22 protein-coding genes are annotated in these 23,807 nt (G+C 50.9%); 13 read left to right on the plus strand and 9 right to left on the minus strand.

The features are described 5' to 3' along the window. Positions 1–545: 545 nt before the first annotated feature. The 3 genes from yeaG to J1782_RS11385 all read left to right on the plus strand — a co-directional run bounded on the left by yeaG (position 546) and on the right by J1782_RS11385 (position 4,191). A complete protein-coding gene (gene yeaG, locus J1782_RS11375) occupies positions 546–2,480 on the plus strand; it encodes a protein kinase YeaG (protein WP_152327088.1) in 1,935 nt (644 codons plus the stop codon). 34 nt (positions 2,481–2,514) lie between these two features. Beyond that, the gene (locus J1782_RS11380; RefSeq protein WP_152327087.1) at positions 2,515–3,789 is read left to right on the plus strand and encodes a YeaH/YhbH family protein; all 1,275 of its coding nucleotides are present in this window, start codon (positions 2,515–2,517) and stop codon (positions 3,787–3,789) included. Positions 3,790–3,999: 210 nt separating this feature from the next. Next, on the plus strand, positions 4,000–4,191 hold the full coding sequence (locus J1782_RS11385; protein WP_217153175.1) for a hypothetical protein: 192 nt from the start codon (positions 4,000–4,002) through the stop codon (positions 4,189–4,191). A 339-nt stretch (positions 4,192–4,530) separates the two neighbouring features. Here the strand turns inward: J1782_RS11385 and J1782_RS11390 are convergent, their stop codons facing one another. Beyond that, entirely contained in the window at positions 4,531–5,295 is a 765-nt protein-coding gene (locus J1782_RS11390) for a YdiY family protein (RefSeq protein ID WP_152327085.1), read from the minus strand. 467 nt (positions 5,296–5,762) lie between these two features. Here J1782_RS11390 and nadE point away from each other — a divergent pair, with 467 nt between their 5' ends. Next, a complete protein-coding gene (gene nadE / locus J1782_RS11395) occupies positions 5,763–6,593 on the plus strand; it encodes an ammonia-dependent NAD(+) synthetase (protein ID WP_208952139.1) in 831 nt (276 codons plus the stop codon). Positions 6,594–6,748: 155 nt separating this feature from the next. Then, on the plus strand, positions 6,749–7,945 hold the full coding sequence (locus J1782_RS11400; protein ID WP_152327083.1) for a multidrug effflux MFS transporter: 1,197 nt from the start codon (positions 6,749–6,751) through the stop codon (positions 7,943–7,945). 5 nt (positions 7,946–7,950) lie between these two features. Here J1782_RS11400 and dadX read toward each other — a convergent pair whose 3' ends face one another. The 3 genes from dadX to ydfZ all read right to left on the minus strand — a co-directional run bounded on the left by dadX (position 7,951) and on the right by ydfZ (position 11,119). Continuing rightward, positions 7,951–9,024 carry a catabolic alanine racemase DadX gene (dadX, locus tag J1782_RS11405; protein WP_217153176.1) on the minus strand — a complete coding sequence of 358 codons (1,074 nt, stop codon included), beginning with the start codon at positions 9,022–9,024 and terminating at the stop codon, positions 7,951–7,953. Positions 9,025–9,094: 70 nt separating this feature from the next. Further along, the gene (locus tag J1782_RS11410) at positions 9,095–10,396 is read right to left on the minus strand and encodes a D-amino acid dehydrogenase (protein ID WP_217153177.1); all 1,302 of its coding nucleotides are present in this window, start codon (positions 10,394–10,396) and stop codon (positions 9,095–9,097) included. 504 nt (positions 10,397–10,900) lie between these two features. Continuing rightward, positions 10,901–11,119, minus strand: a complete 219-nt coding sequence (ydfZ, locus tag J1782_RS11415; RefSeq protein WP_152327080.1) for a putative selenium delivery protein YdfZ — start codon at positions 11,117–11,119, stop codon at positions 10,901–10,903. Between the two features lie 228 nt (positions 11,120–11,347). Here ydfZ and J1782_RS11420 point away from each other — a divergent pair, with 228 nt between their 5' ends. After that, positions 11,348–12,178, plus strand: coding sequence for an alpha/beta fold hydrolase (locus J1782_RS11420; RefSeq protein WP_152327079.1), 831 nt, complete (start codon positions 11,348–11,350; stop codon positions 12,176–12,178). Positions 12,179–12,431: 253 nt separating this feature from the next. Continuing rightward, positions 12,432–13,967 carry a SpoVR family protein gene (locus tag J1782_RS11425; RefSeq protein ID WP_152327078.1) on the plus strand — a complete coding sequence of 512 codons (1,536 nt, stop codon included), beginning with the start codon at positions 12,432–12,434 and terminating at the stop codon, positions 13,965–13,967. A gap of 85 nt (positions 13,968–14,052) precedes the next feature. Here J1782_RS11425 and fadR read toward each other — a convergent pair whose 3' ends face one another. Beyond that, positions 14,053–14,772, minus strand: coding sequence for a fatty acid metabolism transcriptional regulator FadR (gene fadR / locus J1782_RS11430; protein WP_217153178.1), 720 nt, complete (start codon positions 14,770–14,772; stop codon positions 14,053–14,055). A 244-nt stretch (positions 14,773–15,016) separates the two neighbouring features. On the opposite strand from fadR, the gene nhaB reads away from it, so the two are divergent. The 4 genes from nhaB to iraP all read left to right on the plus strand — a co-directional run bounded on the left by nhaB (position 15,017) and on the right by iraP (position 19,013). Then, entirely contained in the window at positions 15,017–16,540 is a 1,524-nt protein-coding gene (gene nhaB, locus J1782_RS11435) for a sodium/proton antiporter NhaB (RefSeq protein WP_152327076.1), read from the plus strand. A gap of 182 nt (positions 16,541–16,722) precedes the next feature. Next, positions 16,723–17,253: a disulfide bond formation protein DsbB gene (gene dsbB / locus J1782_RS11440; protein WP_217153179.1), complete on the plus strand. Its 531-nt coding sequence runs from the start codon at positions 16,723–16,725 to the stop codon at positions 17,251–17,253. A gap of 160 nt (positions 17,254–17,413) precedes the next feature. Beyond that, positions 17,414–18,538: an AI-2E family transporter gene (locus tag J1782_RS11445; protein WP_152327074.1), complete on the plus strand. Its 1,125-nt coding sequence runs from the start codon at positions 17,414–17,416 to the stop codon at positions 18,536–18,538. 133 nt (positions 18,539–18,671) lie between these two features. Beyond that, entirely contained in the window at positions 18,672–19,013 is a 342-nt protein-coding gene (iraP, locus tag J1782_RS11450; RefSeq protein WP_152327073.1) for an anti-adapter protein IraP, read from the plus strand. Positions 19,014–19,337: 324 nt separating this feature from the next. Here the strand turns inward: iraP and J1782_RS11455 are convergent, their stop codons facing one another. From J1782_RS11455 to J1782_RS11470, 4 genes are all read right to left on the minus strand, one after another. Beyond that, the gene (locus tag J1782_RS11455; RefSeq protein WP_101080018.1) at positions 19,338–19,787 is read right to left on the minus strand and encodes a YcgN family cysteine cluster protein; all 450 of its coding nucleotides are present in this window, start codon (positions 19,785–19,787) and stop codon (positions 19,338–19,340) included. Positions 19,788–19,893: 106 nt separating this feature from the next. Next, positions 19,894–20,550, minus strand: coding sequence for a fumarylacetoacetate hydrolase family protein (locus tag J1782_RS11460; RefSeq protein ID WP_217153180.1), 657 nt, complete (start codon positions 20,548–20,550; stop codon positions 19,894–19,896). A 22-nt stretch (positions 20,551–20,572) separates the two neighbouring features. Beyond that, the gene (locus tag J1782_RS11465; RefSeq protein ID WP_217153181.1) at positions 20,573–21,748 is read right to left on the minus strand and encodes a lytic transglycosylase domain-containing protein; all 1,176 of its coding nucleotides are present in this window, start codon (positions 21,746–21,748) and stop codon (positions 20,573–20,575) included. A gap of 122 nt (positions 21,749–21,870) precedes the next feature. Further along, the gene (locus J1782_RS11470) at positions 21,871–22,143 is read right to left on the minus strand and encodes a YcgL domain-containing protein (protein ID WP_152327069.1); all 273 of its coding nucleotides are present in this window, start codon (positions 22,141–22,143) and stop codon (positions 21,871–21,873) included. Positions 22,144–22,279: 136 nt separating this feature from the next. Between J1782_RS11470 and minC the strand changes: the two genes are divergently transcribed. After that, positions 22,280–22,969, plus strand: a complete 690-nt coding sequence (gene minC / locus J1782_RS11475) for a septum site-determining protein MinC (protein ID WP_152327068.1) — start codon at positions 22,280–22,282, stop codon at positions 22,967–22,969. 24 nt (positions 22,970–22,993) lie between these two features. Continuing rightward, entirely contained in the window at positions 22,994–23,806 is an 813-nt protein-coding gene (minD, locus tag J1782_RS11480; RefSeq protein WP_013575324.1) for a septum site-determining protein MinD, read from the plus strand. The last annotated feature ends 1 nt before the right edge of the window (position 23,807 follow it).

The raw sequence follows: 23,807 nt of genomic DNA on the forward strand, positions 1-23,807 counted from the left end.
GTGTTTTGAGGTTCAAAATCTTCATTGTCTTAATTCCATTAAGTAAAAAATCGTCGGTAGTGTAAATGAAGCGTAAGTGTCCCGCTTAGCATTTCTCGTTCTCTAAAAAACCTTAACCTGAAAAATCGAAGCGATCGCACAATTTATCTGCAAAATATGAAATAAAAATGACTAAAGAAACAACTTCCGGTCTGCAAGGCACGTCCTGCAAGGCTTTTCAGAGCATTCCGGACAACTGAGTCATTGAAATGACTTAAAAAACGGCAAAACCAGAGAGGAAATTTTTCTAATGCCAAACTACGCTTATAAATAGATGAAAGACTTAGCCTGAACAGTCGCCCGTCCCACCGATTTATGACAGTTTTCAAATCATCGCCACTGTCAGCGTCAAAGGGGTTCTGCAAGTTGGCATAAGGGTTGCTGTATTCAGGTGGGAGATCTTTCTTCCGGGGGCTTAGCTCTCATTAACCTGTGCTATACCCAAGTCTTTGAGGTTGCGCTAACGCTTCAAAACGAAAGGTAAAATAACGAAGGACGGGCATCGTATGAACATATTTGACCATTATCGCCAGCGCTATGAGGCTGCCAAGGACGAAGAGTTCACACTGCAGGAATTTCTTACCATTGCACGGCAAGATCGCAGTGCTTATGTCAATGCGGCGGAACGTCTGTTGATGGCAATCGGTGAACCAGTGATGGTAGATACCGCGCTTGAACCACGCCTGTCGCGTTTATTCTCGAACCGTGTTGTTGCACGCTACCCTGCATTTGAAGAATTTTACGGCATGGAAGAGGCCATCGAGCAGATCGTCTCCTATCTGAAACACGCCGCGCAAGGTCTGGAAGAAAAGAAACAAATCCTCTATTTACTGGGCCCGGTGGGTGGCGGTAAATCGTCACTGGCCGAACGGCTGAAATCCCTGATGCAACGTGTACCGATTTATGTGCTGAGCGCCAACGGCGAACGCAGCCCGGTAAACGATCATCCGCTGTGCCTGTTTAATCCGCAGGAAGATGCGCATATTCTCGAAAAAGAATACAACATTCCTCCGCGCTATCTGGGCACCATCATGTCGCCGTGGGCGGCAAAACGTCTGCACGAATTTGGCGGTGACATCACGAAATTCAGAGTCGTGAAAGTCTGGCCGTCGATTCTCGAACAAATTGCTATAGCCAAAACTGAGCCTGGCGATGAAAACAACCAAGACATCTCCGCGCTGGTCGGGAAAGTGGATATCCGTAAACTGGAGAACCACGCGCAGAACGATCCGGACGCTTACGGTTATTCCGGCGCACTTTGCCGTGCAAACCAGGGTGTGATGGAGTTCGTCGAGATGTTTAAGGCACCGATTAAAGTGCTGCACCCGCTGCTGACCGCCACACAGGAAGGTAACTATAACGGGACTGAGGGGATCTCTGCCCTGCCGTTCAACGGCATTATTCTGGCGCACTCCAACGAATCTGAGTGGGTGACGTTCCGCAACAACAAGAATAATGAAGCGTTCCTTGACCGTGTGTACATCGTCAAAGTGCCTTATTGCCTGCGCGTTTCCGAAGAGATGAAAATCTACGACAAACTGCTCAGCAACAGTGAACTGGCGCATGCTCCTTGCGCGCCGGGTACGTTAGAAACGCTGGCACGCTTCTCCATTCTTTCGCGTTTGAAAACGCCGGAGAACTCCAGCAGCTATTCCAAAATGCGCGTCTATGACGGCGAAAGCCTGAAAGACACCGACCCGAAAGCCAAGTCTTATCAGGAATACCGCGATTATGCGGGCGTAGACGAAGGGATGAACGGGCTGTCGACGCGTTTTGCGTTTAAAATTCTGTCCCGCGTATTCAACTTTGATCATGTGGAAGTCGCCGCTAACCCGGTCCATCTGTTCTATGTTCTGGAACAGCAAATCGAGCGCGAGCAATTCCCGCAGGACATCGCTGAAAAATATCTGGAACACCTGAAAGGCTATCTGATCCCGAAATATGCTGAATTCATCGGTAAAGAGATCCAGACCGCTTATCTGGAATCCTATTCAGAGTACGGACAAAACATTTTCGACCGTTATGTCACCTACGCTGACTTCTGGATCCAGGATCAGGAATACCGTGACCCGGATACCGGCCAGCTGTTTGACCGTGAATCCCTGAACGCAGAGCTGGAGAAAATTGAAAAACCAGCCGGGATCAGTAATCCAAAAGATTTCCGTAACGAAATTGTCAACTTCGTGCTGCGTGCCCGCGCCAATAACAGCGGCCGCAATCCAAACTGGACCAGTTACGAAAAACTGCGCACGGTGATTGAGAAAAAAATGTTCTCAAATACCGAGGAATTACTGCCAGTTATCTCGTTTAACGCCAAGACGTCGACCGATGAACAGAAGAAGCATGATGATTTTGTCGACAGAATGATGGAGAAAGGATATACACGCAAACAGGTTCGCCTGCTGTGTGAATGGTATCTGCGCGTAAGAAAATCCTCGTAACAGGGGATCGTTGGCAACGTCGTTTGGGGGAAATATGACGTATTTTATTGACCGCCGGCTGAATGGCAAAAACAAGAGTGCGGTGAACCGCCAGCGCTTCTTGCGTCGCTATAAGTCGCAAATCAAACAGTCGATTGCCGAGGCCATCAACAAGCGTTCGGTCACCGACGTGGACAGCGGGGAGTCGGTTTCGATCCCCAATGCAGATATCAACGAACCCATGTTCCATCAGGGCCGCGGTGGCTTACGCCACCGTGTTCACCCCGGCAATGACCACTTTGTGCAGAATGACCGTATCGAACGACCGCAAGGGGGCGGTGGCGGCGGCAGTGGTCAGGGCGAAGCCAGTCAGGACGGTGAAGGCGAAGACGAGTTTTCTTTCCAGATCTCCAAAGACGAATATCTCGATCTGCTGTTTGAAGATTTGGCGCTTCCTAACCTGAGAAAAAATCAGCATAAGCAGCTGACTGAATTCAAAACCCACCGCTCCGGTTATACGTCTAACGGTGTACCGGCGAATATCAGTGTGGTGCGCTCTTTGCAAAACTCCCTGGCTCGCCGCACGGCGATGACCGCGGGTAAAAAACGGGAGCTGCGTGAGCTGGAATCGACGCTGACCGAGGTCGAACACAGTGAACCGGCACAATTACTGGAAGAAGAACGGCTGCGTAAGGAAATCGCCGAGTTGCGGGCGAAAATCGCCAAAACGCCGTTCATCGACACCTTTGATTTACGTTATCGCAACTACGAGCGTCGCCCTGAGCCTTCCAGCCAGGCCGTGATGTTCTGTCTGATGGATGTCTCCGGTTCTATGGATCAGGCAACCAAAGACATGGCCAAACGTTTCTATATTCTGCTCTATCTGTTCCTGAGCCGGACGTATAAAAACGTCGACGTGGTCTATATCCGTCACCATACACAAGCCAAAGAAGTCGATGAACAGGAGTTCTTCTACTCGCAGGAAACCGGCGGGACCATCGTTTCAAGCGCACTGAAACTGATGGATGAAGTCATTCAGGAACGCTACGACCCAGCGCAGTGGAATATTTATGCCGCGCAGGCCTCTGATGGCGACAACTGGGCTGATGATTCCCCTCTGTGCCACCAGCTTCTGGCACAGAAGATCCTGCCGATGGTGCGCTATTACAGCTATATCGAAATCACCCGCCGTGCCCACCAGACGCTGTGGCGTGAATATGAAGTGCTGCAGGAGAGATTTGATAATTTCGCCATGCAGCATATCCGTGAACAGGAAGATATTTATCCGGTCTTCCGGGAACTCTTCCACAAACAAACTGAGAACAGTTGATGTTCGACGTTAATTAAAAAGCCGGCAAAATCCTCGCCGGCTTTTTTGTGGAATCATCCTCACAATAACCTGCTACGTATAAGGTTATTCGCCCACGATCACAGATTACGTTCCCGCCAGCCGTCACACTATCTTCCATAAATTTAAGACCCCAATCACCTGTGATGCTGACTTCTTTTACTTTTTTAACAAAGGGTTGAGGAATACATTATGGAAAAAATTCGTATTGAAGATGAACCTGTAGAGATCGGGTTTGAAGACGGGCTTTATGTTTCGTATTCAGAGGGTTATCACGAGGGAAAGATAGAGCATATCGACCGCGATGCGTTTATCGCTTTATTGGCAAAAGAATTTAAAACTACCGCAGCAAGGATTGAGACTCAGGTGAGTCATTATATTTAAGGTTAATTTGCAGATACAAAATAAGGCCCGGTCATTATTTTATGGATTGGGCCTGGTATATAAATTGCGTACATCCTTGTATCGCTGCATTTTTGAAACACATCCTGAAGCAACCCCTTCCGGCGCTTATCTCCGGCACTCACCCGAAAGCGGTGTTAGCTCTACGAGGGGCGATACAGAGACTACCAGCTAGGATTATTCCGATCAACAGTGATAATGGTTATCATTTGAGTTTTTTTTGCTTTCTGCTACTTTTTGTACTCACCGGCCGCCAATCGGGGCATAAAAAAAAGCCAGAGGATCTCTCCCCTGGCTTTTTCGACAATTTCGCGAATGAAATTACATGCCGTAAACCAGATTCACAGAAGTGACGGTGTCGGTTTTATCCGGCGCACTGGCTGGTGGTTTGGTGTTGTAAGTTACGTCATACGCAACTTTTAGCGAGAAGTGGCTATTGATAGCTACAGTCAGCGCAGTTTCTGAGTTCAGTGTGGTTTCATCGTTGGCTAATACGGAGAAGCCCTGCGTGAAACGTGCGGTATCGCTGATCTGATAACCGTAAGTCCCTGAACCGTATGCCAGAGCACGGGTCTGGTGGCCGCCCTGCTCGAATTCATCGTGACGAACACCAGGACCGGCTTCCAGATTCAGCGTATGAACCGGACCGCTCCAGATCTGACGACCGTAACCGATGGTTGCGACATCGCGCGCGCGATAGCCGTTATAACGGTCGCTCAGCCAGCTCGCCTGACCAAAGACGTAGTTCGCGTTATCCAGATTATAACGGGTACGACCGCCCGCCTGATACTTCTCGGATGAACGGACACCGGAAGAAGAGGTATTACGCGCAGAACCCCACAGGCTGTAAGCCGTGTTGGTATCAAACCAGGTCATGGTGGTATCAGCATTCAGCGTGGAGTTGCTGGTGTTACCGGTTTGTGCACTGTAACCCGCCTGCACATTGCCTACGAAGGGCTTCTTCGCCTGAGCAGGATCATCGAGCGCAGTGAAAATGGTAGTGTCTGCAAGGCTTGAAATACTGAACAGCGCTGCACCGCAAATTACGGCACAAGCTGGTAAACGACGTACAACCCGAAAAAACATTTTGTTTCCCCAATAAGACTTAAGGCAAATAACGAGAGTAGACCACACGATTTATGCCATTAATTAGGATCCGTTAATCAAGCCTGACAACTCCGTTTCGATGGCACATACATACAAATATTTTTACCGCAACAAATATAACGCACTCAGCACGGGATATCTTAATAAAGCGGCTTTTTTAGATAGTTCCGAATGACATATATTTCCGGCAATAGAAACATACAAAATCATTACGTTCTCTTTCATTGATTTTTATTTCAATGCAGTTCTGTAATCATTCCTGGTGCGCCAAACTGACTTCTTGCCCTGCCGCTCTCGTCAGAGAGCTTGCGAGCTGGCGACGTACAGATTTCCGCCGAACTCGTCGCTGAATCTTGTCCTTTTGAGCGATGCGGGGTAGTTTTATCCTGATAACATCTTATTTTTTGCCTCGGGTTCCTCGAAGGCAGCCTTCAGGAGGAGTGGTCATGGCTTTACAAAAAGAGATTATTCAGGCATTGCACGTTAAACCGCATATCGATGCCGCACAGGAAATCCGCGTCAGCGTCGATTTTCTCAAAAGTTATCTGCTGGCCCATCCGTTCATCAGGACACTGGTTCTGGGGATCAGCGGCGGGCAAGATTCTACTCTCACCGGCAAACTTTGCCAAACAGCAATTAGCGAATTACGCGCAGAAACGAAAGAAGATGATTACCAGTTCATCGCCGTGCGTTTGCCGTACGGCGTGCAGGCTGACGAGTCCGATTGTCAGGACGCCATCACTTTTATTCAGCCCGATCAGGTTCTGACTGTAAATATTAAAAATGCGGTGCTGGCAAGCGAAGCGACATTGCGTGAAATTGGCATTGAGCTGAGCGATTTTATTAAAGGTAATGAAAAAGCGCGTGAGCGAATGAAAGCCCAGTACAGCATTGCCGGAATGAAAAAAGGGGTTGTCGTCGGGACGGATCACGCAGCCGAAGCCGTTACCGGTTTCTTCACCAAATATGGCGACGGCGGCACGGATATCAACCCGATTTTCCGCCTGAACAAACGTCAGGGTAAAGCGCTGCTCAAAACGCTGGGCTGCCCGGAACATCTGTATACCAAAGCGCCGACGGCAGATTTGGAAGAAAACCGCCCTTCTCTGCCGGATGAAGTCGCGCTGGGCGTGACCTACGAGCTGATCGACGATTATCTTGAAGGCAAAAAAGTGGATGACAGCGTCGCGGCGATTATCGAAGGCTGGTACCTGCGCACCGAACATAAACGTCAGCCGCCGGTCACGGTGTTCGATGATTTCTGGAAGAAAAAATAATTTCTGACGGCAATCTCTGTAACGGGCACGTATTGCGTGTCCGTTTTTTCTACCGGCTTCTCCCTTTCGCCTTTGAAATCACAAGTTCCTTTCCATTCATTAACGAAATCATTACCCTTAGTCCCCTTCCGGACTGACTGACAGTGATGTTTCCAATGCAAAAATTCCTTTTTCTGCTGCTGAGCCTGGTGTTGCTCGGCCCTCTGGGTATCGATCTGTACCTGCCCGCCATCCCGGCGATTGCCCTTGGCTTGCAAAGCACCGAAGCGGTAATTCAGTCTTCGATTTCGCTATTCATTTTGGTGATGGGATTAGGGCAACTGGTCGCCGGTCCGCTGGTAGATAAATTTGGACGCCGCCCGATCGCGATTATCGGCATTGTCGTCTATCTGGCGGGCGCAATTATCGCGGCAATGTCGGTTGCGCCGTGGATGTTCCTGTTATCCCGTGTGGTTCAGGGGTTGGCCGTGTGCTGTACGTCGGTGGTGATTTTCAGCGGTGTGCGTGACCGCATGAGCGGCAACGACGCCGCCCGTGCCTACGGTTTCCTCAACGGGACGCTCAATATTATCCCTGCGCTTGCACCGCTCATTGGCGGCCTGATTGCGCAGTATTATGGCTGGCGGGCACCGTTTTGGGCGCTGGCGGGTTACACCGTGGCGGTCATGCTGCTGGTCATTTTCAAACTGCCGGAAACCCGCCCGGCGGACACCCAAACCAACTCCGGGCTGCCGTTTCGCCAGTACGCGCGGATTCTGTCGGATCCCCGTTTCGTCACTTTCGCCGCGGTTAACGCAGGGGCGATGGGCATGGCGCTGACCTATGTCTCGCTGGCGCCGACCGTGCTGATGAACGTGGCAGGCCTCACACCGTTAGAATTTTCCATTGTGTTCGGCGCAAACGGCTTCTGGATTATGGCGGTGAGCTTTATTGCCAACCGTATTATCCGCAAAGTGGGACGGCCGGTGTGCCTGAAAGCCGGCGGTATCCTGATGTTTGCTGGTTGTCTGGGGCTGATTGCCGGGATCACGCTGGTGCCACCGGCAGAACAAACCGCGACCTGGCTGTATATGCTGCCGGTTGCCAGCGCCTGCGCGGGTTTAGCGTTCCTGATGGGGCCCGCCACCAGCTATGCGCTGGAGCCGTTCTCAAGTGAAGCCGGTGTGGCGTCTGCGCTGGTCGGTTCGGTGCAGATGGCCGGTGGTGCGCTGCTGGGCTTTATTGCGATGGCGTTGCCGTTACAACCTAAGCTGAGCCTTGCGCTGGTGATGCTGGCGGGAGGATGTCTGGCGATGCTGGCGCGTCGTGCCAGTAAGAAATCGACGGGTCAGCTGACCCGTCTGGAAAGCTAAAAACCTTATCCGACGGTTATAACCGGTACGCGTGGCGCGAGCGCGCTCAGCAGTTCGTAGCCCAGCGTACCGGCAGCCGTCGCCACATCATCCACCGGCAGATTACTGCCCCACAGTTCAACCGGCGCACCGATTTGTGCCTGCGGACACGGCGTTAAATCCACCGCCAGCATATCCATCGAAACTGTTCCTACCGTTTTTGTTCTTACGCCATCCACCCAGACCGGTGTGCCGGAAGGCGCATGCCGCGGATAGCCATCAGCATAACCGCAGGCCACCACGCCCACACGCTGCGGTTGTCCGGCACGATAACGCCCGCCATACCCGACGCGGTCACCGGCATGAACTGCCTGCACGGCGATCAGTTCACTTTTCAGCGTCATCACCGGTTGCAGCCCGGTTTGGGCGATGTCCTGCCACTGCCCGCTCGGCGACGCGCCGTACAAAATAATCCCCGGACGGATCCAGTCATAATGCGTCGACGGATGCCAGAGCGTCGCCGCCGAATTGGCAAGACAACGCGGCCCGGAAATATTTTGCCCGGCCAGATTTACGGCCACCATCTGCGCACCCACGCCTTCGACGCTGTCCGCCGTGGCGAAGTGACTCATCAGCGTGATTTCCCCGACCTGCTTGAGTTCACGCAGCTGATGCCAGACATCGCTGACGCGCGCCGGTGCAAATCCCAGACGGTTCATACCGCTGTTCACTTTCAGATAAACCTTCACCGGCTGGCTGAGGTTTGACTGCGCCAATGCCTGAATTTGCCAGTCGCTGTGTACTGACGTCGTCAGGCGATAGTGATCTATCGTGATTAAATCCGCGGGAGAAAAGAAACCCTCCAGCAGCAGGATCGGCCCCTGCCAGCCAGATTCACGCAGTAATATCGCTTCGTTGAAATCGAGTAATGCGAAACCCTCCGTAGCTGACAGGCTTTTCCAGATACGGGAAATCCCGTGGCCGTATCCGTTGGCTTTCACCACCGACCAGACTTTGCTGTTAGGAGCAAAGCCGCGGATAACATTGAGATTTTGGGATAACGCAGACAGAGATAAAGTGGCTGAAATCGGGCGAGGCATACCAGCTCCGGCAAAGTGCAAAGTAACGCCCGCACGGCGTCAGTCACCGTGCGGGGGGAGAAAAACCGGTTTAAGACACCGGATGCATTTTATGCGGGCCAGCCGGACGGGCGATAAAACCAGGGCTGTAACGCTCAACCGATAAATCATCAGAAGGAATTGCCGGTGTCACGCCGGACATAAGGTCCGATAACAGCTGACCGGAACCGCAGGCCATTGTCCAGCCGAGCGTGCCGTGGCCGGTATTCAGATACAGATTTTTAATGCGCGTACGGCCCACAATCGGCGTGCCGTCAGGCGTCATCGGCCGCAAGCCTGTCCAGAAAGTCGCCGCCTCCACGTTGCCGCCGTTCGGATAGAGATCTTTAACCACCATTTCCAGCGTTTCGCGACGCGCCTGCGCCAGCTTCAGGTTAAAACCAACAATTTCCGCCATCCCGCCGACACGGATGCGATTATCAAAACGCGTAATCGCAATTTTATAAGTCTCATCCAGCACGGTAGAAACCGGTGCAGAGGACGGGTCAGTGATCGGAATTGTCAGTGAATAGCCTTTCAGCGGATACACCGGTATAGACACCAAATCCGCAAGCAGCGCGGTGGAATAAGAACCGAATGCCACCACATAAGCCTCCGCTTTCACCAGTTCGTCGCCACACTGCACACCGGTAATCTCGCCGTTTTCAACAAGCAGCTTATCGACCGTCCGGTTGAATTCGAATTTTACGCCGGCCTGGCGCGCCATATTTGCCAGCGTACGGGTGAACAGCTGACAGTCGCCGGTTTCATCATTAGGTAAACGCAGACCGCCGGTCAGCTTGTGCGCGACCTGCGCCAGAGCCGGTTCTGCCGTCGCCAGCTGGCTGGATTCCAGCAACTGATACGGAACACCAGCGTCTTCAAGCACTGCGATATCTTTCGCCGCGCTCTCAAACTGTTGCGCCGTACGGAACAGCTGCAACGTGCCGCCCTGACGGCCTTCGTACTGAATACCCGTTTCTTCGCGCAACGCCTTCATGCAATCGCGGCTGTATTCTGCCAGACGGACCATGCGGCTTTTGTTGGTCTGATAGTGGTTCATGTCGCAGTTACGCAGCATTTGCCACATCCATTTCAGCTGGAACGGGGTTCCGTCCAGACGAATTGCCAGCGGCGCATGCTTCTGGAACATCCATTTGATTGCTTTAACAGGAACCCCCGGAGCCGCCCACGGTGCAGCATAGCCCGGTGAGATCTGCCCCGCATTCCCCGCACTGGTTTCTTCCGCAGGCCCGGACTGACGATCGATAACCGTCACATCATGTCCCGCTTTAGCCAGATACCATGCACTGGCGACACCGACCACACCACTGCCTAAAATCACCACACGCATATCGACTCCACTCCACAACAAAACAAAGCATAATATTCTGATGACAGGAAATTAACCTGACTGCGAAAAATCGCCAACACAGGCGTTCATAACCGTGAGTTGTTTCACATTTATTTATCGTTCATGGCGGGATTTTTTTCAACAGCTGCAAATAAATAACGATATCTTGCAACATTCCGGCTTTGCAGAGAGAAAGTTATGGTTTTTTGATAGCAATGACTGCATTGATGTCATCAGCCGCCTCCACTTTCGCGCCGGGTTTGGCCGTGGTCTTTTATTCTTGTATACAAGCAATATTTCAGCACAATTCACTAATATAAAGGCGGTGTGTGACATTACCTGATATTCCGTACATGATACGGGCTTAATGCTTGCAGGGAGTTTATAAAGCGAGTTTTTCACGCACGGTCTGGGTGGGAGAATTTTTTCCCATCATCGGAAAACATGAAGGCCACTTTTAACAGTGGCCTTTGGCTGTGCAGGACAACATCAGGAGAGATATTTTCAGGCTGTTGTGGCTTCGAGTCTCATCAGTGAAACGGGTTTAAACAGGCCTTTTTGCCCTACCAGTTCCACACAATTTTCCCGGCGAAGTTCTTCCGGAGAACCGTTTTGCACACGAAACGCGGCAATTTTACCCGTTACGCCTGTTTCAGCATCCATGACGCGGGTGCCCTGGCCGATCCGGTTTCTATATCTGTCATAAGTAAACGTATTTACCATTTTTTGACCTCCTCAGCATCAGTAACAAACAATAGCGGATAAATGCTACCCCTCTGAAAACCGGGTTTCAATATCTTAACCCTGCTAAGTATCAGGTTTATTCTGGCAAAACTGTCCGCCTGCATTGCCAGCTCAAAATGTGAGCAATATCGCAATCGTTCAATTAGTGACCTACACTTCGAAAGTTTCATAAACTGTACCGTTCATTTCAGCGATAAGGAGTCACCAGTGAATAACTCAAATTTTCTGAAACTCAAAGATGGCACTCAACTCTTTTACAAAGACTGGGGTAGCGGCCAGCCAGTGGTTTTCAGCCATGGCTGGCCGTTGTCCGGCGATGCATTTGAAGATCAGATGCTGTTTCTGGCGGATAAAGGCTTCCGTGTGATTGCGCATGATCGCCGCGGACACGGGCGTTCCTCGCAACCGTGGGACGGGCACAATATGGATCAGTACGGCGATGACCTGGCCGAACTCACTGGCCATTTAGATTTGAAAGACGCTGTGCATATCGGGCATTCGACCGGCGGTGGCGAAGTAGCGCGTTATATTGGCCGTCACGGTACGGCGCGCGTTGCCAAAGCCGTGCTGATTGGTGCGGTGCCGCCGATTATGGTCAAAACGGATTTCAACCCGGCCGGTCTGCCGCTTTCTGTATTCGACGGGATCCGTGATGGTGTTCAAAAAGACCGTTCGCAGTTTTTCCTGGATTTGCCAGATGCCTTTTTCGGCTTTAACCGCGCAGGAACGAAAGTTTCAGAAGGTTTGCGTCAGAGTTTCTGGCGTCAGGGCATGCAGGCGTCAATCAAAGCACTTTATGATTGCGTGAAAGCTTTTTCTGAAACCGACCAGCGTGAAGACCTGAAAAAAATGACTATCCCGACGCTGGTCATCTACGGTGACGATGACCAGATTGTGCCCCCGGCCTCTTCCAGCGAAGCCGCGCTCAAGCTTCTTCCACACGGAAAAGGCAAAGTCTATCCGGGCGCATCCCACGGTTTATGCAGCACACATAAAGATCAGATTAATGAAGATTTATTAGAGTTTATCCGCAGTTAATAGCGGGTTTACCCCGTCCTCACCTGTCTGAAACTGACCCAAAGCCCGGTTCTTTGCGGCTTTGGGTCTCCATCGCGCACCGATTGACAGCCTCTTTCCATCAGGATATAGATTTGATGAGGAATGGATTCATGGTGTTTATCCTGCAGCACACTCAGATTGAGCTACGATTATCAAAGGACGTGCGAAGTCTTAAGAAAAGGTTGTGAATCAAACACTCTGTAGCGTCCATAACTGAATGAGGGTGCGGCTTATGACGACAGTGACCCAAAAGAAAAAAACTGAGGACAAACGTCTTAGCGATGGACCGGACTGGACGTTTGAGTTATTACAAACCTATCTCGAAGAAATTGACCGTGTCGCCAAGTCATACCGGCTGGAGACGTATCCACATCAAATCGAGATCATCACTTCTGAACAAATGATGGATGCTTATTCCAGCATCGGCATGCCTATCAATTACACACACTGGTCGTTCGGTAAGAAATTCATTGAAACCGAGCAACTGTATAAACACGGACAACAGGGGCTGGCGTACGAAATCGTCATCAACTCCAACCCGTGTATCGCCTATCTGATGGAAGAAAACACCATCACGATGCAGGCGCTGGTTATGGCGCACGCCTGTTACGGCCACAACTCTTTCTTCAAAAATAACTACCTGTTTAAAAGCTGGACCGACGCCAGTTCGATTGTCGATTACCTGCTGTTTGCCAAACGCTATATCAGCGAATGTGAAGAGCGCTACGGCGTCGATGAAGTCGAACGGTTGCTCGACTCCTGCCATGCGCTGATGAATTATGGCGTGGACCGCTATAAACGCCCGCAGAAGATTTCTTTGCAGGAAGAACTGGCGCGGCAGAAAAGTCGTGAAGAATATCTGCAAAGTCAGGTGAATTCGCTGTGGAAAACGCTGCCGCGCAAAGACAGCGTGGATGCCCCTGAACAGGCGCGCCGCTTCCCTTCTGAGCCACAGGAAAACCTGCTGTATTTCATGGAGAAAAACGCGCCACTGCTTGAATCCTGGCAACGGGAAATCTTGCGCATTGTGCGTAAAATCAGCCAGTATTTCTATCCGCAAAAACAGACTCAGGTGATGAACGAAGGCTGGGCGACGTTCTGGCACTACACCATTTTGAATCATCTGTATGACGAAGGAAAAGTCTCGGATCGTTTCATTCTGGAGTTCCTGCACAGCCACACCAATGTAGTGTATCAGCCGCCGTATAACAGCCCGTATTACAGCGGGATCAATCCGTATGCGCTCGGCTTCGCGATGTTCCAGGATATCAAACGTATCTGTCAGGAACCGACCGAAGAAGATCGTTACTGGTTCCCGGATATTGCCGGTTCAGACTGGCTGACGACGCTGCATTTCGCGATGCGGGACTTCAAAGATGAAAGCTTTATCAGCCAGTTTCTGTCGCCGAAAGTGATGCGTGATTTCCGGTTATTTACCGTGCTGGATGACGACCATAATAACTATCTGGAAATCGCAGCGATCCATAATGAGGAGGGTTATCGCGCCATCCGTCAGGAACTGTCGGCGCAGTACAACCTGAGTAACCACGAACCAAACATTCAGGTCTGGAATGTCGATCTGCGCGGTGACCGTTCGCTGACGCTGCGCTATATCCCGCAAGACCGCGCGCCGCTGGACAAGAGCCGTCGTGAAGTGATGAAACACGTTCACCGGCTGTGGGGCTTCGATGTGTTTATCGAGCAACTCAACGAAGACGGCAGCGTGGAACTGCTGGAACGTTGCCCGCCGCGGCCAACGCCGCTCTGACCGGCGTACCGTTCAGAGCAGGCAAGTTCAGGCATTAAAAAAGGGCGCTAAGCGCCCTTTCTCATTTCAGCAGAACCCGTAAAAATCAGCGTTTCTGTTCAGTCAGATCACCCGGCATTGTACCCTGCATGCTATGCCAGATCTCACCACTCTGACGGCCATAATTACGCACGCAATCCACAATCTGCTCGTAGCTTTTTTCGTGGCAGATGTCAGACAGCTTTTTATAGAAAGTGATCGCCAGTTTACGTGCTTCAGGATTGGAGAAGTAATAGCGTCCGACGCGGGTATACAATCCGCGTAACCCGTTAATGATCAGACCGTAAATCGGATTGCCGGACGCAAAGGCCAGACCGCGGAAAATACCGTAATCCAGCGCGGTAAAAGCTTCGGCCTGATCTTCCACTTCGGCCGCTTTCGCCAGCACCTGTTGTGTTTCTTCGGGATTCGTTCGCATCGCTTTGCGGATGAAAATGGTCGCGATATTGGTACGCACGGACAGAAGATTGTCGATGAGCTGCGGAACGCTGTCGTGATCAAGACGCGCCAGCGTTTCCAGAATATTCAGCCCCGAAGTTTCCCAGAAGTTGTTCACTTTCGTCGGTTTACCGTGCTGAATGGTCAGCCAACCATCACGGGCAAGACGTTGTAAAACCTCACGTAATGTGGTTCGGGTTACGCCAATGAGTTCTGAAAGTTCCCGCTCCGCAGGCAAGATTGAACCCGGCGGAAACCGGCTGTTCCAGATACTTTCGATGATGTACTCTTCGGCAAAACCGGCAGGACTTTGTGCCTTAATAACCATGTGTTTGTCGTTCCGTGTGAGGCATTTATCAGGGATATAGTTGAGCTCATCATACCAGATGAAAATCAGCGGTTATAGCGCCCGGACGGAACTAATGTTGAAACTGTGCAGGGGTTGGCAGAATTTCCCTTTTTTTAAGGACTTAATATTACCCCGCTGCAGGAGAAAATTTTTCACCGGAGTATTACACTGTTCTATCTTTCTGATACCGCAGCAAAATAACCCTAAAGGACCGCTGGGAATTATGGATACAACCTTCCGCCACGCATTTATTAAAAACTTTCTCGGGCAATCCCCTGGCTGGTACAAAATAGCCATTCTGGCCTTTCTGATTATTAACCCGCTGGTGTTCTTTCTCGTCAGTCCTTTCTTAGCGGGCTGGTTACTGATGATCGAATTCATCTTCACGCTCGGCATGGCGCTCAAATGCTATCCGCTGCAACCGGGCGGCTTGCTGGCCATTGAAGCCGTGATGATAGGTATGACAAGTGCTGAAAGAGTTCGCGAAGAAGTGGCGGGCAATCTGGAAGTGATTTTGCTGCTGATTTTCATGGTCGCCGGTATCTACTTTATGAAGCAGCTGCTTCTGACAGTTTTCACCAAACTCCTGCTGAATCTGCGCAATAAAATCGCCCTCTCGCTTGCGTTTTGTTTCGCCGCCGCTTTCCTTTCTGCCTTCCTGGATGCGCTGACAGTCATTGCCGTGGTCATCAGCGTTTCCGTAGGTTTCTATTCGATTTATCACAACGTCGCGTCCGCTCAGGGCGGAAATGCCGAAACCAGCGGCGTTCTGGAACAGTTCCGCGCCTTTTTACGCAGCCTGATGATGCATGCCGGCGTCGGCACCGCGCTGGGCGGCGTCATGACGATGGTCGGCGAGCCACAGAACCTGATCATCGCGAAAGCCGCCGGATGGCAGTTCACTGATTTTCTGATCCGCATGTCACCGGTCAGCGTGCCGGTGTTCATTTGCGGTTTTATCGTCTGCGCGCTGGTCGAACGTTTCCGCCTGTTTGGTTATGGCGCACGGTTGCCACAACCGGTCTTCGAGGTTCTCAAAAAGTACGATCAGAAAAACACCGAAAACAGCACACGTCAGGAACGTATCAAACTGGCCGTGCAGGCGCTGATTGGCGTCTGGCTGATTATCGCGCTCGCCTTTCATCTGGCCGAAGTCGGGCTGATCGGGCTGTCCGTAATTATCTTCGCAACGGCATTTTGCGGCGTGACGGACGAACATGCGATCGGCAAAGCATTTCAGGATTCCCTGCCGTTTACCGCGCTACTGGTGGTATTTTTTGCGGTTGTCGCAGTGATTGTCGATCAGCACTTATTCAGCCCGATTGTGAATTTCGTTCTGCAATCTGCGCCAGCCAATCAGCTTTCGCTGTTCTATCTGTTCAACGGGTTGCTTTCTTCTGTTTCCGATAATGTCTTTGTCGGCACGGTCTATATCAATGAAGCGAAATCCGCGCTGGAAAACGGTGCCATTAATCTGCAACAGTTTGAGATGCTGGCGGTCGCCATTAATACCGGTACAAACCTGCCTTCCGTCGCGACACCAAATGGTCAGGCGGCATTTCTGTTCCTGCTGACGTCCGCCCTTGCGCCGCTGATCCGCCTTTCGTATGGCCGGATGGTATGGATGGCACTGCCTTACACAATAGTGATGACGCTCGCAGGTCTGCTTTGTGTGCAATTCCTTCTGCCGGAAATGACGCAGTGGTACACCGACATGGGATGGCTGACATTTTCCCCATTACATTGATCAGCACGAGGATCACGTCGGTAATTCTGTGACTAAGCTCTGACTCAGAAAATAGCCGAATTTAAAGTCGAATTGTCCGATTTATATTAATTATTTATCGAATATTGATGGAGACAGGCTGGCAGCGGGGTCCAATTGGTTTACACTGCGTGTCAGTAGCTAACTGCAGGGAAAAAATTTCTATGTTGCAATATCTTAACCGTTGCTCGCAAGGCCGCGGTGCATGGCTTCTGATGGCTCTGACCGCTCTGGCGCTTGAGCTGGTTGCGTTGTATTTCCAACACGTGATGTTACTTAAACCGTGCGTCATGTGTATCTACGAACGTTGTGCGCTGATGGGCATACTGGCTGCGGGTCTGGTGGGCGCAATAGCCCCGGCGACCTGGTTGCGTTACGCCGGTATCCTTATCTGGCTTTACAGCGCGTATGAAGGGGTCCGCCTGTCATGGGAACATACCATGATTCAGTTGCACCCATCTCCGTTCGCCACCTGCGATTTCGCAGCCCGCTTCCCGACCTGGTTGCCACTGGACAAATGGTTCCCTTGGATGTTCATAGCCAGCGGTGATTGTGCTGAAAAACAGTGGGAATTTCTGTCTCTGGGTATGCCTCAGTGGCTGGTTGTTATCTTCAGCGTCTTTATGATCATCGGGATCCTGGTGTTACTGGCCCAGTTCGTAAAACCAAAACGTCGTGATTTGTTCGGTCGTTAATTCCAGACATGTCGACGATAAAAGCGCCTCAGGGCGCTTTTTTTTATGGCGTTTTTCAGCGGAAATTAAAACCACTGCCGCACGAAAAAAGAGCGATAGTTGTAAAAACGTCAATGAGTTCTATGCTACGAGAGCTTATGCGCTCAACAGAGGAAGAGATATGGTGGTTAAAGGGTTTTCAAAGGGTTTCTTCATTATGATCCTTTTTATTGTGACATTGGCCTTCCTGGATGTATTAAGGCCTTATTATTCTTCCGTTCTATGGGCGATCATTCTGGCGGTAATTTTTAATCCGATGAAAAACCGGCTGAAGCAATTTATCGGTGACCGCAACGGCCTGATCTCACTGCTGACCGTGCTGATTATTTGTCTGATTGTTTTCACACCGCTGGCGATTATTACTTCTTCACTGGCCATAGAATTCAATACGGTTTACACCAAACTTCAGGGTAATGAATCGCAGCTGCCTACGCTGGTGTCTGACACCATTCACCATTTACCAAGATGGGCGCGCCATTTCCTTGCCGATCACAATTTAGACAGCACGGCTGAGATTCAGAAAAAACTTTCAGACGTCGCATTACAGGGAAGTCAGTATCTGGCAGGCAGCGTTTTCGTGATTGGTAAGAGCACGTTCGGCTTTGTTGTCGGTTTTGGCATCATGCTGTATATCCTGTTTTTCCTGATTAAAGACGGCGCGTATCTGGTTAATCTGACGCTGGAAGCCCTGCCGCTTTCCCGCCATGTGAAACATCATCTGTTCATGAAGTTTGCCGCCGTTTCACGCGCAACGGTGAAAGGCACGGTGGTAGTTGCGATCGTTCAGGGTGCGCTCGGCGGGCTGGCATTCTACATTGCAGGTATCGATGGCAGCCTGCTGTGGGGCGCGCTGATGGCGTTTCTGTCGATTATTCCTGCTGTCGGTTCAGCGATTATTTGGGTACCGGCGACGATCTACTTCTTCGCCTCCGGAATGTTGTGGCAGGCGATTTTCCTCATCGTCTTCTTCGTGGTGGTTATCGGCCTGGTCGATAATATTCTGCGTCCGCTGCTGGTCGGCAAAGACACCAAAATGCCGGATTATCTCATTCTGATCACCACGCTGGGCGGGATGGAAGTTTATGGTATCAACGGCTTTGTTATCGGTCCGCTGATTGCTGCCCTGTTCATCGCCTGCTGGAATATTCTTTCCGGGCGTGAGCATCAGAATAATACCGATATGATTGACGAAGACTTTATAGAAGAAGGGAAAAACCATCCGGACGCGGATAAAACCGCATCGTAAACGACTACCGGTTTACCCCTATCAGTGAGCGGCCTGTGTGGTCGCTCATTTTTTTCAAATTTCATTATGAAGATTTTCGAACCTGGCGTAGAAATGTGGAGGCGATTCAACATTTGTCTCTGAAGGGGTAGCAATGAAAAATATTATCTTAAGCATGGTCGCAAAGATTTCCCGGATGGAGGTAGATGCAAAGCAGCTGACCGCACAGGTTGAGGCTCAGTCGCTTTTGCTGAGTGCTGTTTTCCTTACCGTGGGCAAAAATGGCGGTCCGCAGGAAGCCATCGAAAGCGTGAACAAAGCGATCAATTCCGTGCTGGATTCCGCAGATGATGTGCTTAAATCGGATGCCACACTTTTGTTTGAACAATTCCAGGCGCTGATTGAAATTACGCGACTGATCGATAAAGCCGATCCGGAACTGGATGCGGAAGCGCTGAATGCATTAAATGGCGTCAGACCCGATTCAGAAATATAAAAATGAATGTATGATAGGAATTACGCCCTGGCGGTCGCCGGGGCTTTTTTATGTCTAAAATCAGAGGTGATAGCAAATATGGGGTTAGAACGTTTAAACAAACTCCCCGTTTGGGCCATTTGGGTAATCTGCGTGACAGCCTGTGTCGCATTCTGGGTTATTGCAGGAATGGTAGTCTACGGAATTTTCAAGTAAATCATTGCATCCCGGTTACGCGGGAGAGGCAGGGAATCAGAAGGATTTTGAACTCCACGTAGCGGGCCATACCCCGTCTCTGCCCCACACTCTCATGCCTGAAATCCTTTCTTATTTCCTATCAGCGGGTTATCTCGCCCAGCTTGGCTTATTCATAATGTGATCCTGCCAGTCTTCCACATCGTCTTCGCGAACCGCGATATAACGAACGGAGATTTGTGCGGTGTGCATCGCTGATTTAGAGGCTTTATTCAGCAGCGGATGCCACGGCAGCAGCGGGCGCCCTTCGCCAATCAGACGATAAGCACACGTCGGCGGCAGCCAGTCAAAGGTGGTCAGATTTTCGCGGGTCAGCTTGATGCAGTCTTCTTCAAGCGTAAAACGACGCTCGTAGTTACGGCACTGACAGGATTTGATATTGAGCTGGTTACAGGCAACGTTGGTGAAGTAAATTTCTTCGGTATCTTCATCAATCAGCTTATGTAAGCAGCATTGTCCGCAGCCGTCGCACAATGCTTCCCATTCTTCGTCAGTCATTTCAGACAGCGTTTTTTGCTGCCAAAAAGCGGGTTCAGTCATAATGTGCATCCGGTATAAATAAAATGAGGGTGCTTATATAGACGCTTTAGCCTGCAGATGCAAGTAAAGCCGCCGGAAAGCTGCTCCGGCGGAGAGAGGGTTTGTTTCAGATCATGCGGGTTGAAACAGACTTACCATTAAGTGTAGCTACAATTTCGTCACCCGCTTTCAGCGGCCCGACGCCTTGCGGCGTGCCGGTCAGAATGATATCGCCCGCGCGCAGCGTGAAATAACGGCTCATGTAAGCAATCAGCGGCAACAGCGGCGTCAGCATGTTACGGGTATTGCCTTCCTGCCGTGTTTCACCGTTAACGAACAGCTGCAAATCAGCCTGCTGCGCATCACCAAATTCACTCACCGGAATAAATCCGCTGATAGGGCAGGAACCGTCGAAGCCTTTGGCTTTTTCCCACGGCTGCCCCGCCGCTTTGAATTTCGTCTGCAAATCACGCAGCGTTAAATCCAGCGCCAGCGCATAACCGGCGATAGCATTGGCAACGCGATCTTCCGTGGCTTGTTTGAGCGGCGTGCCGATTAGCACGGCCAGCTCAACTTCGTGATGTACCGCACCCAGATCTTTCGGAATCGCGAGCGGCTGACGGATATCACACAGCGCCGTTTCCGGTTTGATAAACACCACCGGTTCGGCGGAAATCTGACTGCCCATTTCTTTGATGTGATCGGCATAGTTATTGCCCACACACACGACTTTGTTCACCGGGAAATCCAGTAACGCGCCATGCCAGTCTCTGTGTTGATACATACAGCCACTCCTTTTGGAAAAATCAGCCGCTGAACGGATTACGCGGGGCTGGCGCTAACGGTACGGAAGGCGCAGAGGTGGCCGCCGGTGCGGTTTCACCTGAAATAACCGGCGCCTGCGAACCCATAATGCCATCCGCCATCATTCCGATACTCAGTGCGAAATAGGTTGAACGGTTCCAGTGCATAATCGTACGGAAGTTATCGTAAACCAGGAATGCGCGCCCTTGCGTATCGTCTGGTGTGATAATCCATGCGCGGGTTGCCGCAGATGCCAGCGGGCTACCGTCTACCTGCGTGATGCCCATTTGCTGCCAATAGGTAGCCGGATGCATCTGGTTGTTTTTCAGGCCCGCCAGACTGCCGTCAAAGCCTGCTGGCAATTTCACTTCCTGCCCCCAGCCCTGATCGCGTTTCCAGCCTTCTTTCGACAGATAATTCGCGGTAGATGCAAAGACATCATCGGTATTTTTCCAGATGTCGATTTTGCCGTCGCCATTGCCATCCGCACCGTAATTCAGATAGGACGTCGGCATAAACTGCGACTGCCCCATTGCGCCAGCCCAGGATCCTTTCATCATATCGCTGGTGGCATGACCGGAATCGACAATTTTCAACGCAGCCATGAATTCTTTGGTGAAGAACGCTTCACGGCGGCCCTCGAAGGCCAGCGTTGCCAGCGCGGAGAAAACATCTTCCTTGCCCTGGATTTTGCCGAAGCTACTTTCCATCGCCCACAGCGCCACGATGTATTGCGGCTGAACGCCGTAACGGTCGCTGGCCTGCTGGAGCGCGGGCAAATTATTCTGATATTGGGTCTGGCCCTGTTTGATTTTCCACTCTGGCAAGACACGGGTCAGATAATCATCAAGCGTGATTTTCTTTTCCAGCTGGTTGCGATCGGAGTTAATCACGCGGTCAACAAAATGGATGTTCACGAAAGTGGCGTCGATTGTTTGCTGGCTGATGCCCTGCGCCAGAGCCTGCGCTTTCAGTTTTTCAACATAAGCGGGAAACTCTGCGGGGTCTCTTCCCTGTTCGGCCAGCGATGTTTTACCGGGCGTCGCAGCCGGCGCGGCGGCTGAAGGTTGTGTCGTTGCCGCAGTCTGCGGCGTGGTTTGTCCTGAGGTTGCCTTCTGCGCTGCACAACCGCTGAGGATAATCAGCGGTGTTAACACGGCCAGTGCCGACAATTTCATCAAATTCTTCCTTATCACATCTGCAATTGAATCATCGCTGTAAGCTTTGAGTACTCCAGCGATGATTGCAAGTCATGACGTCCGAAAGTGCGTGAAATGCCGAAACAAACGTCAGGAATACGTTATTTACTGGCGTCAGTCAGATGAATATTCAATAAACTTTCGACCGGCGGTGGAACCTGCAGATAATAACCCTGCTCTTCGAGAGCCTGACGCACTTTTGAAATATCCGCAGACGCTAATTTTTCACGTCCGGTCAGATTGAGCATCATTGAGAACTGCGGCACGCCAAAACCTTTGAGTAATTCTTCAGGTACACGAGAGAAATCGTCTTTTTTTTCGACATACAGATAAGTCTGGTCGCGTTTAGTACTTCTATAGATCACACAAAGCATTTTTTTAACTCTATTTTATTGAAACGGTGGCTTGCCTAGATATAACTGTAACTATAACATGCTTAACGTACATCGGAATATCGCCCCCCGAGTGGTATTCCGGGGATTTAGAGTTGCTGAGACTGAGTCAGGATAGATGTCACAATCGCCAATAGAACTAAAAGGCAGCAGTTTTACCTTATCGGTTGTTCATTTACATAGTTCACAACCGGAGGTTATTTATCAGGCATTACAGGAAAAAGTGGAGCAAGCTCCGGCCTTTTTAAAAAATGCCCCTGTTGTTATCAACGTTGCCTCGCTGAGCGGCGAAGCAAACTGGAAAGACATTCAACAGGCTGTCGCTTCTGCAGGTTTTCGCGTTGTGGGCATCAGTGGTTGTAAAGACGAAGGGCAGAAACGCGCACTTTCCCGCACCGGTTTGCCGTTGCTGAGTGAAGGCCGTGCACAGCGCATCGCCGCAGAACCACCGGTTCCTGTCGTGCCCGACAATGCTCCGGCGAAAACCCGCATTGTCAGTTCTCCGGTCAGATCCGGCCAACAAATTTACGCCCGTAACAGCGACCTCATCGTGACCAGTAGTGTCAGCGCAGGTGCGGAACTGATTGCCGATGGCAATATCCACATCTACGGTATGATGCGAGGAAGAGCGCTGGCTGGTGCAGCAGGTGATGCAAATTGTCAGATTTTTTGCACCCATTTAGGCGCTGAACTAGTCTCTATCGCAGGGCAATACTGGCTGAGTGATCAAATCCCGACCGATTATCTCGGTCAGGCCGCGCGCCTCAGCCTGATAAATAATGTGTTAACCATACAACCTTTAAACTAAGCCCTTTCGACAAGGAATCCATTCATGGCACGCATCATAGTTGTTACATCGGGTAAAGGGGGCGTTGGCAAGACCACTTCAAGCGCGGCCATTGCTACCGGTTTAGCTCAAAAAGGTAAAAAGACCGTTGTTATCGATTTCGATATCGGTCTGCGTAATCTCGATCTGATTATGGGCTGTGAGCGCCGCGTGGTTTATGATTTCGTCAACGTGATCCAGGGTGATGCCACGCTGAATCAGGCGCTTATCAAAGATAAACGCACTGAAAACCTGTTCATTCTTCCGGCTTCGCAAACCCGTGATAAAGATGCACTGACCCGCGAAGGCGTAGAAAAGATCCTTAACGATCTTGCCGAAATGGAATTTGACTTCGTGGTTTGCGATTCCCCTGCGGGTATTGAAACCGGCGCATTAATGGCGTTGTATTTCGCCGACGAAGCGGTCATTACGACCAACCCGGAAGTCTCTTCCGTGCGTGACTCCGACCGCATTTTGGGCATTTTGTCCTCAAAATCCCGTCGTGCGGAACAAGGCTTAGAGCCTATTAAAGAACACCTGCTTCTCACCCGTTACAACCCGGGCCGTGTCAGCCGTGGCGACATGCTGAGCATGGAAGATGTGCTGGAAATCCTGCGTATTCCTCTGATCGGCGTAATTCCTGAAGATCAGTCCGTACTGCGTGCGTCCAACCAGGGCGAACCGGTCATTCTGGATCAGGAATCTGATGCAGGGAAAGCGTACGACGATACCGTTAGCCGTCTGCTTGGTGAAGAACGTGCGTTCCGTTTTATTGAGGAAGAGAAGAAGAGTTTCCTGAAACGCCTTTTTGGGGGATAAA

Origin of the sequence: Rahnella sp. BCC 1045, assembly GCF_019049615.1 — a bacterium.
GTDB classification, from domain to species: domain Bacteria; phylum Pseudomonadota; class Gammaproteobacteria; order Enterobacterales; family Enterobacteriaceae; genus Rahnella; species Rahnella contaminans.

Excerpts from the sequence above, each read along its gene's own strand:
- yeaG (WP_152327088.1), top strand. The coding sequence starts at position 546 with ATGAACATATTTGACCATTATCGCCAGCGCTATGAGGCTGCCAAGGAC.
- J1782_RS11380 (WP_152327087.1), top strand. The coding sequence starts at position 2,515 with ATGACGTATTTTATTGACCGCCGGCTGAATGGCAAAAACAAGAGTGCG.
- J1782_RS11385 (WP_217153175.1), top strand. The coding sequence starts at position 4,000 with ATGGAAAAAATTCGTATTGAAGATGAACCTGTAGAGATCGGGTTTGAA.
- J1782_RS11390 (WP_152327085.1), bottom strand. The coding sequence starts at position 5,295 with ATGTTTTTTCGGGTTGTACGTCGTTTACCAGCTTGTGCCGTAATTTGC.
- nadE (WP_208952139.1), top strand. The coding sequence starts at position 5,763 with ATGGCTTTACAAAAAGAGATTATTCAGGCATTGCACGTTAAACCGCAT.
- J1782_RS11400 (WP_152327083.1), top strand. The coding sequence starts at position 6,749 with ATGCAAAAATTCCTTTTTCTGCTGCTGAGCCTGGTGTTGCTCGGCCCT.
- dadX (WP_217153176.1), bottom strand. The coding sequence starts at position 9,024 with ATGCCTCGCCCGATTTCAGCCACTTTATCTCTGTCTGCGTTATCCCAA.
- J1782_RS11410 (WP_217153177.1), bottom strand. The coding sequence starts at position 10,396 with ATGCGTGTGGTGATTTTAGGCAGTGGTGTGGTCGGTGTCGCCAGTGCA.
- ydfZ (WP_152327080.1), bottom strand. The coding sequence starts at position 11,119 with ATGGTAAATACGTTTACTTATGACAGATATAGAAACCGGATCGGCCAG.
- J1782_RS11425 (WP_152327078.1), top strand. The coding sequence starts at position 12,432 with ATGACGACAGTGACCCAAAAGAAAAAAACTGAGGACAAACGTCTTAGC.
- fadR (WP_217153178.1), bottom strand. The coding sequence starts at position 14,772 with ATGGTTATTAAGGCACAAAGTCCTGCCGGTTTTGCCGAAGAGTACATC.
- nhaB (WP_152327076.1), top strand. The coding sequence starts at position 15,017 with ATGGATACAACCTTCCGCCACGCATTTATTAAAAACTTTCTCGGGCAA.
- dsbB (WP_217153179.1), top strand. The coding sequence starts at position 16,723 with ATGTTGCAATATCTTAACCGTTGCTCGCAAGGCCGCGGTGCATGGCTT.
- J1782_RS11445 (WP_152327074.1), top strand. The coding sequence starts at position 17,414 with ATGGTGGTTAAAGGGTTTTCAAAGGGTTTCTTCATTATGATCCTTTTT.
- iraP (WP_152327073.1), top strand. The coding sequence starts at position 18,672 with ATGAAAAATATTATCTTAAGCATGGTCGCAAAGATTTCCCGGATGGAG.
- J1782_RS11455 (WP_101080018.1), bottom strand. The coding sequence starts at position 19,787 with ATGACTGAACCCGCTTTTTGGCAGCAAAAAACGCTGTCTGAAATGACT.
- J1782_RS11460 (WP_217153180.1), bottom strand. The coding sequence starts at position 20,550 with ATGTATCAACACAGAGACTGGCATGGCGCGTTACTGGATTTCCCGGTG.
- J1782_RS11465 (WP_217153181.1), bottom strand. The coding sequence starts at position 21,748 with ATGAAATTGTCGGCACTGGCCGTGTTAACACCGCTGATTATCCTCAGC.
- J1782_RS11470 (WP_152327069.1), bottom strand. The coding sequence starts at position 22,143 with ATGCTTTGTGTGATCTATAGAAGTACTAAACGCGACCAGACTTATCTG.
- minC (WP_152327068.1), top strand. The coding sequence starts at position 22,280 with ATGTCACAATCGCCAATAGAACTAAAAGGCAGCAGTTTTACCTTATCG.
- minD (WP_013575324.1), top strand. The coding sequence starts at position 22,994 with ATGGCACGCATCATAGTTGTTACATCGGGTAAAGGGGGCGTTGGCAAG.